The organism is Arachidicoccus sp. (assembly GCF_050436765.1).
GTDB lineage: Bacteria > Bacteroidota > Bacteroidia > Chitinophagales > Chitinophagaceae > Arachidicoccus.
In genome coordinates, this window is sequence record NZ_JBNQGD010000301.1 from 1 (window position 1) to 1506 (window position 1506).

At 36.0% G+C, this 1506-nt stretch carries 1 pseudogene; it reads left to right on the plus strand.

From position 1 onward, the window contains the following. Nucleotides 1-573 precede the first annotated feature (573 nt). A pseudogene (locus tag ACQR30_RS13005) lies at nt 574-1506 on the plus strand (excinuclease ABC subunit UvrA); the annotation flags it as partial.

Genomic DNA, 1506 nt, shown 5'->3' on the forward strand with positions numbered 1-1506 from the left:
ATGTCGGCAGCCATTTTTTTACCCCCTTCTCCACAACATTTTGACATGATCCCTTACAAGGCTTATAGAGGACTTTCACCTCCTAGAATTGCACCATGCCGGGCGCACAAAACAAAAGCCCGCTTCATAAGCAGGCCTCTGTGGTTGTGAATATTCGCTAAACAGCATAGATCAAAAACTAGATAAAGTTGTACCATTTTCTTATTCCAATTTTCCAATTGGAAGCAAAGAATACCGCATACGCCATAAAGATATATCTATTCCTCCTTTATTAGTCAATTGTGTAATTTCTTTAAAGCCTATAGCTGCAAAATGTCAAAACGCAATGATTTTCACTATGTTTTTGAGCAAATTTTAAGCATAATATTTTAAATTATGCTCTAAGCAGTATGAAGCTTTAACGTACAATTGTGGCAATACGCTTTCTGGTCTGAACAAAAGTAAAGAAATTTTTCATTTATTGATATTTTTATTTATTTTTTCAATTTTGATGCGCGGTTAGTGTCCTCAAAAAAATCATTTAATAAAAAAATTATGTTTTAATTTTTTGCTGATTTAACTTTAACCATAATTATGAGGACAAAAGAATCCGTAAAGAAAGAAGCTAATAAAAATGATATTTTCGTAAAAGGCGCTCGTACACACAACCTAAAAGATATCTCCGTGGTCTTTCCACGTAATAAACTTATTGTAGTTACCGGCGTATCTGGCAGTGGAAAATCATCCCTTACCATAGATACACTTTTTGCTGAAGGGCAACGCAGATATGCTGAAAGTCTAAATGCCTATGTACGCCAATTTATGGCGCGAATGAATAAGCCAGATGTAGATTATATCAAGGGACTTTGCCCAGCTATTGCCATTGAACAAAAAGTTACAACACGCACCCCCCGAAGTACCGTGGGTAGTATGACGGAAATTTATGATTACCTGCGCTTGTTGTATGCGCGTGTCGGAGTCACGATTTCACCGGTTAGTGGGAAAGAAGTCAAAAAACAAGATGTCGGCGATGTTTTAAAAGCCATCAATTCGGTGCATGAACAATCGAAGATTTACATTCTTACAAAGTTTAAACAAAACAACCGTAGAGATATCGCTGAAGAGCTTCAAATACTTGTACAGAAAGGATTTTCAAGAATAATATTTCTTCAAAAATCTACCGAATTAATGCAGATAGAAGATTTGTTAGCGGAAGAGAAGAAAGATTTAAAAAAAAGATTCAATAAAGTTGATGTATATGTTTTGATCGATAGAGTAATTAAAAAAGATTTCACGCAGGAGGATATCCATCGGCTCACAGATTCTATTTCGACTGCTTTTTATGAGGGCGAAGGTGAAATGCAAATACTAATTGATGAATCGGCAATAACGACATTCAGCAATAAATTTGAATTAGACGGAATTCTTTTCGAGGAACCTGTCCCCAATTTATTCTCTTTCAACAATCCTTTCGGTGCTTGCCCTACCTGCGAAGGTTTTGGACAGGTATTGGGCATCGATAAAGAA